The organism is Synechococcus sp. R6-7 (assembly GCF_047461695.1).
Classification (GTDB): domain Bacteria; phylum Cyanobacteriota; class Cyanobacteriia; order Thermostichales; family Thermostichaceae; genus Thermostichus.
Genome location: NZ_JANSHS010000191.1, coordinates 1 through 5,991, shown reverse-complemented (window position 1 = coordinate 5,991; position 5,991 = coordinate 1). Strand labels below are relative to the sequence as shown.

Below are 5,991 nucleotides of genomic sequence, written 5' to 3'. Positions count from 1 at the left end.
CCCTCTCTTTTCAGGCGAGGGGATCTAGCCGCTCCACTGCACGCGCACCTCATCTCCCACCTTAAAATCCAGCGCCCGGCTGGCATTGCCTCGGTTTTGCACGATCTCCACCCAGCCGGAGCTGCCCACCAGGGCCAGCACTTCCCCAACTTCTCCCTCAGCAAAGGTGGCCACGGAGCGGACGGGGATCCCTTTGACCGAGGCGCTCCAGCTTCGACCTTCCACCCACTGTCCGGGCAGGTTGGTGATGCCGTTGCCGAAGTGGTCGATGGCCTGGACCAGGCCGCGACAGCCGTTGGTCTCCATCTGGGGTGGCGGCCACTCCCAGCGGGTTAGTTCTGCTACGTCTAGGGGATCCCCCAGCTCCGCCAAAGGGATCCCGTTGGCCAGATGAGCGGCAACCGGGGCAAAAATATCCCGCCCATGAAAGGTGCGGCTGGGAGAGGGGGTGCGCCAATAGCGGGGCCGGTTGAGTTCCACAGCAGCCAGCGCCGGAGTTTGGGCCAAAACGCCGCTGAACAGGCCATTGTCAGGGCCAACCAAAAAGCCCGTCTCGGTTTGGATGGCTACCGCCCGGCGGCTACTCCCCACCCCTGGATCCACAACGGCCAGGTGAATGGTGCCCGACGGCAGATAGGGGTAGGCCGTCATCAGGGCAAAGCGAGCCGCCGCCACATCCTGAGGCGGGATCCCATGGCTGAGGTCGATGAGTTGAGCCTGTGGGGAAAGGGTATGAATCACCCCTTTCATAATGCCCACATAGGGATCCTGCAGGCCAAAATCCGTCAACAGGCTAATAAAAGGCATACCCTTTTGAGGCTTGAGGATCCCAGTTTAAGGATCCCAAAAGATAACAGCGCTTATGGATGGGGTGGCTAGCGGGCAGCAAGAGCAGGTTGCGGGCGCTCATACACCTGCCCCAAACGCGCCAACTGCTGCACCAACAAACTCAAGAACAGGCCCACATCGGTCACAATCCCCACCGACTCCAGGGATCCCCGATCGGCCAGCTTGGTCACCACTGCCGGGTTAATGTCCACGCAGATCAGCTTGACCCCGGCAGGCGTCATGTTCCCGGCACCAATGGAGTGCAACATGCTGGAGAGCATCAGCACCATGTCGGCCCCCTGCAGCAGCCGCGCATAATCCTGTTGGGCCTTGATCAGATCCATCTCCGTATCCGGCAGCGGCCCATCGTCACGGATGGATCCCGCCAGGGAGAAGGGCACCTGAGCGCGAATGCACTCGTAGAACACCCCACCGGTAATCACGCCCGCTTCCACCGCAGCTCGGATGCTGCCGTACTTGCGGATGAGGTTGATGGTTTTGAGGTGATGCTTGTGGCCGCCCTTGACCGGCGTGCCCCGCGACAGATCCACCCCCAGCGAGGTGCCGTAGAGATTCTGCTCCAAATCGTGAACGGCAATGGCATTGCCCCCCAGCAGCGCCTGCACATAGCCTTCGCGGATGAGGGTGGCCAAGTGGGATCCACCGCCCGTGTGGATGACCACCGGCCCTGCCACCACCACCGTTTTGCCGCCCCGCTCCTTGATTTGCCGCAGCTCCCAGGCAATCTGCTCCACCAGGATCTCCACCCGCCGCTCGCTGGAGACCCCCGATCCCATAAAGGTAAACTCCTGGGAAGAGCGCTCTTTGCTGGCCTGGCGCACGGTGCGGATCCCTTCCACCCCACACACCACGGCATCCCCCACCTGCAAATCTCGAATCAGGGTGCAATAGGCTGAAAACTCCGTCTTGCCATTGCAATCGGATCCCTTGACCACGATCACCCCATCCATGCGCTGCCGCTGCACCGGGATCCACTGGCCGGCCACCCGCACCTGCGTGGGATAGATGGTGGTGACATAAAAATCGTCGGGCGCTACCCCTGCCTTCTCCACCCGCTCCAGACGGGCGTCTTGCTGGGTTTCTTCCGAGAGACGGGCCCCCTGCTCGATCAAGGCGCTGAGAATGGTATCCAGGGTCTCTTCGGTGGGAGCGGAAACGGCCAGTTCCACCGTGGAAGTGCTCTGCCGTTTTTCCCCAAGCTGAAACTTGAGGATCTGGAAGCTGCCGCCATTGTCCACAATGCAATCGACGGCTCTGGTGAGCAGGTCGCTGTCCACCAAGTGTCCCTGGAGGGTCACCGTCCGGCTGAGCACCGTGGCCACCGGATCGGTTTGGGGAGCCACCGTCTCGTCGAGGCGCAATGTCAAGCACTTGGCCGCCCCACCGGCTTTCAGGAACTCCGTCAGCTCCGTCTGCACCACCGCAAATCCCCGCTCCTGTAGGGCGGCTTCCAGCTCTGGGCTGACCCGATTCACCAAGATCGTGCCGTTCACATCCACGGCATTGCAGGCAAAGTGAATGGCATCCGCCTCCTGAACCGGGATCCGCTTTTCAGGGGGCACCCGCATCTCGATCAGGCGGTTGGAATAGGCATCAAAAGCCGGCGGGTAATAGAGCAAATAGCCTTCGGAGAGGGGGCAGAAGCAGGTGTCCAGGTGGTAGAACCGCTCGTCCACCAGCCGCAAAGACAACACCTCGATCCCCAGCCACTTGGCCAAGTAGGGGTGAGACTCCAACATGGAGCGAAAGCCGTAGCCCGCCCACAGCCAGCGCCCTGCCCGATCCAACAGAGCATCTCCCGCCCCCTCAAAAGCCAGGGCTGGCGGCAGCTCATAGACGGTGTAGCCCTGTTCCTCAAACCAAGCCTTGAAATGGGGCTGTTCCCCCTGCCGCTCTGGGTGATAAAAACGGCTCAGCACCACCTTGGATCCCAGGATGAGCCCAGCATTCGCCGTAAACACCATATCCGGCCATCCCGGCACCGGCTGGATCAGCTTCACCTCCGCCTGCTGCGAGAGATGCCGATAAAGAGCCTGCCACTGCTGCAGCGCCCGTTCTCGCGAAGAGCGGTGAACATTCCCCACCATCCAGGGGTTGATCACATAGTCCACCTCGTAGTGATCGGGTGGGCACATCAAATACCGAATGGCACCAGGCATAGATCTCAGAGCGCAATCTGCAGCAGGGCATCCCCTAGATTAGCAGTTGCGTGAGCAGCATCCTCAAGAATCATGAAAGAATCATTATTTGTGGGAATCTTTCGCCAGCTCTGGCTGCAGTGGGCTGGGATCGGCAATGTTGGGCAACTCCAGACAGTAGCCCGCCCCATAGACGGTTTTGATGTACTGGGGGTGGCGGGGATCCGGCTCCAGCTTGGTGCGCAGGTGGCGGATGTGAACACGGATGGTCTCGATGTCGTCGTCGGGCTCGTAGCCCCACACCTCCTGCAGGATTTCGCTGGGGGAAACGGTCTGCCCATGTCGCTGCATCAGACAGTGGAGCAGGTCAAACTCCAGGTGGGTGAGCTTGATCGTTTTGCCGAACCACAACGCCTCAAAGCGCTCCGGCACCAGCGTGAGAGGGCCATAGGTGAGGATCTCCCCATGCTTGGCCGCCTGTGGGATCCGGTCTGAGCGACGCAGCAGGGCCCGCACCCGCACCAGCAGCTCCTGCACCTCAAAAGGCTTGGTCAGGTAGTCGTCGGCACCGGCATTAAAGCCCTCGATCTTGTCCTGGGTTTGGCCGAGGGCGGTGAGCATCAAAATCGGGATCTCGCTGGTGCGCTCCTCCCGCCGCAAGCGCTGACAAACGGTCAGGCCATCTACCTGGGGCAGCATCAGGTCGAGGATGATCAGATCGGGGAGAACTTGCAGAGCCAACGCTTGTCCGCGTACCCCATCGGTGGCCTTTACGACCTCGTAGCCCGCCAACTCCAGATTGATGCGCAGGATATCCAGAATCGAAGGGTCGTCCTCAATAATGAGTATGCGAGCCATAGCCGGTTGCAGCCCAAACTGCGGATAAAACGTTTTGTTAAATGTGCTAACAAAGAGCCGAAGCTTTACGACTGGAAGTTTACTTAATTTTAGCCTCATTGCAAATCTTACTGCGAAGTTAACCCGCAGGGTTGCCCAGCCCGGAGCCGGATGCAGGGGAAACTTTTCAACCTGTTTGGGGCAAATGGGTGCGTTTTTAAGGCCTACGGCCCGCTATCGCGAACGGATCTCCCTTTGGGGGAAGTGCTCCGCACCGCTGGCGCGAACGCGGCGATGAGGCGGCGGGTGTAGTCCTGCTGCGGCTGCTGGTAGATCTGGGAGGCGGGGCCAAGCTCTTCGATGCGGCCCCGGTTCATGACCATGATGCGGTCGCTCATGAACTTGACCACGCTCAGGTCGTGGGAGATGAACAGGTAGGCCAACCCCAGTTCCTCCTGCAGATCCTTGAGCAAGTTCAGCACCTGGGCCTGCACGGAGACATCCAGGGAAGACACTGCCTCATCGCAGACGATCAGGCGGGGCTCCGAGGCCAGGGCGCGGGCAATACAGATCCGCTGCCGCTGTCCTCCGGAAAACTGGTGGGGCAGGCGATCCAGCGCTTCCGGATCCAACCCTACCCGTTCAAACAGGCGTTGGGCCCGTGCTCGTCGCTCAGCAGCATTTCTCCCAATCCCGTGCAGGGCCATTGGCTCTATGACGCTGGCTCCCACACTCATGCGCGGATCCAGTGAGGCTGCCGGATCCTGAAAGATCAGCTGAATCTCGCGGCGGAGACGACGTAAGCGTTGGGGCGGCAAGCGGAGCAGCTCCTCGCCGTCGTAGATCACCTGGCCAGAGCTGGCACGGACCAGGCGCAACAGGGTTCGCCCCAGGGTGGTTTTGCCGCAGCCGGACTCTCCCACCAGCCCCAAGGTCTCTCCGGGGTAGAGGTCAAAGCTGATCCCATCCACAGCTCGGATCTCGCCCACCTGGCGGCCAAATGGCCCTCGACGGACGGCGTAGTGGGTTCGCAGATCCCGCACCTGCAGCAGGGGGGGCTGACTGTACAGCCGGCGCAGCCGTTCTTCCTCTAAGGACTCCGTCCCGCTTACGCGAACGGCAGCCGGGATCTCCACCTGCTGCCACTGCTCCTCTGGGGATCCCCCTTTTTCCAGAAAATCCTGGACGGTGGGCAACCGCCGCAACCGCCGCTCCAACACCGGGCGACAGGCCAACAGGCCGCGGGTGTAGGGATGCTGGGGATCCCGAAAGATCTGCTCCACCGATCCCTGTTCCACAGCTTGGCCCCGGCGCATCACCACCACCTGATCTGCCAGTTCGGCCACCAAATTGAGATCGTGGGTGATGAAGAGGATGGCCATCTGCCGGTGCTGCTGCAGCTCCCAGAGCAGGCGCAGGATTTCCGCTTGCACCGTAACATCTAGAGCGGTGGTCGGCTCATCGGCAATCAACAGTTGGGGATTGGAGGCGATGGCACAGGCGATGGCCGCCCGTTGGATTTGGCCGCCGGAGAGCTGATGAGGGTAGCGCTCCAGCATCTGGGGAGAAAGCTGCACCTCCTCAAACAGGCGAATGGCTTGGGCGCGGATCTCCGCCGGGCTCAGGGAGGTGTTGGCCCTCAAGGTTTCCTGTAACTGCTGGCCACAGGTGTAGAGGGGGTTGAGGGCGGTGCTCGGCTCCTGGAAGATCATGGCGATCTGGGATCCGCGATAGCGCCGCCGTTGCCGGGGATCCAACCGCAGCCAGTCCACCGTTCCGTCAGGGCCCTTGAAGAGGATTTTGCCCTCCACCCGGGCCGAGCTGGGCAGCAGATCGATCAGCGTCAGGGCGGTCATGGTTTTGCCGGATCCCGACTCCCCCACCAGGCCTAAGGTCTGGCCGATCCCGATCTGGAAAGACAGCCCGTCCACCACCGGGGATCCCGAGGGCTCGCCAGCTGCACGGCTGGGCAAGAAAACCCGCAGCCCTTGTACGGTCAGCAAGGCAGAATCGGCAGTAGAGACAGCCTCAGTCATGGCGACGAAAGTGCTCCGCACCGCTGGCGCGAACGCATTAGGGGAATTGGCAGGATTATAGACTACCGCCCCCGCCTTGGCCTCCAAAGTGCTCCGCACCGCTGACCAAAAGGCGCGGCAAGCCCCGTCCT

General features: G+C 61.5%; 4 protein-coding genes. All 4 read right to left on the bottom strand.

The window, feature by feature from the left end; translation table 11 throughout:
• Positions 1–24: 24 nt before the first annotated feature.
• Entirely contained in the window at positions 25–807 is a 783-nt protein-coding gene (locus tag NW815_RS06495; RefSeq protein WP_414390194.1) for an S-adenosyl-l-methionine hydroxide adenosyltransferase family protein, read from the bottom strand.
• 68 nt (positions 808–875) lie between these two features.
• Positions 876–3,008 carry a TIGR00300 family protein gene (locus NW815_RS06490; protein ID WP_414390197.1) on the bottom strand — a complete coding sequence of 711 codons (2,133 nt, stop codon included), beginning with the start codon at positions 3,006–3,008 and terminating at the stop codon, positions 876–878.
• An 84-nt stretch (positions 3,009–3,092) separates the two neighbouring features.
• The gene (locus NW815_RS06485; RefSeq protein ID WP_414342492.1) at positions 3,093–3,845 is read right to left on the bottom strand and encodes a response regulator transcription factor; all 753 of its coding nucleotides are present in this window, start codon (positions 3,843–3,845) and stop codon (positions 3,093–3,095) included.
• A 203-nt stretch (positions 3,846–4,048) separates the two neighbouring features.
• The gene (locus tag NW815_RS06480) at positions 4,049–5,860 is read right to left on the bottom strand and encodes an ABC transporter ATP-binding protein (RefSeq protein ID WP_414390199.1); all 1,812 of its coding nucleotides are present in this window, start codon (positions 5,858–5,860) and stop codon (positions 4,049–4,051) included.
• Positions 5,861–5,991 lie beyond the last annotated feature (131 nt).